The following is a 640-nucleotide window of genomic DNA, read 5'->3' on the forward strand; positions in this document are numbered from 1 at the left end:
CTCACGCAGTCCAGCAGAAATTGGCGTCGAACGGGCCTCAAAATCCTCCGCCTTTCCCTTCCCGCATCCTGCAGGAGCAGAAGGAAAGCGCCGCGCTGCGCCGATACTCAAACAAGACTGAACTCCCCCGCACGGGCAACACGCGGACCATCTGGATCGATAAAGTACCGATCAATCTAAACCCGGGCAATGAACAATGTGCAAACCACCGCGCCCAGGGCCGCCCCGTGCCCATCCTGCAACAATCCCGAAAAAGGAAAAGCCCAGCAAACCGAATGGTTCACTGGGCTTTTTTGGTTGCGGGAGCAGGATTTGAACCTGCGACCTTCAGGTTATGAGCCTGACGAGCTACCGGGCTGCTCCATCCCGCGTCAAACACAGCGCCTCGGCGCGGTGTGAGGGCTATATAGGGGGTGCCGCCGCAGACCTCAACCCCCCTTTGCGCCTTTGGTGACGGTTTTTTACAGGCGGGGAAAACGTGCCCGCGTTGCAGCGGATATATCGGCAAATGCCGCTGAACCACTTCCATACAACGATGCACTGGTCTAGGGTCCGCCCGTCCTCCATTAAGCGTCAGACGGATTTTCCTATGCAGTTCAATACCCTTGGCCGTACGGACCTCAAGGTCACCGATATATGC

At 57.5% G+C, this 640-nt stretch carries 1 tRNA gene; it reads right to left on the reverse strand.

The features are described 5' to 3' along the window. Positions 1 to 294: 294 nt before the first annotated feature. Positions 295 to 371: transfer RNA gene (locus ACK4SE_RS14070), tRNA-Met, on the reverse strand. Between the last annotated feature and the right edge of the window lie 269 nt (positions 372 to 640).

Source organism: Brevundimonas sp., assembly GCF_046293315.1.
GTDB lineage: Bacteria > Pseudomonadota > Alphaproteobacteria > Caulobacterales > Caulobacteraceae > Brevundimonas.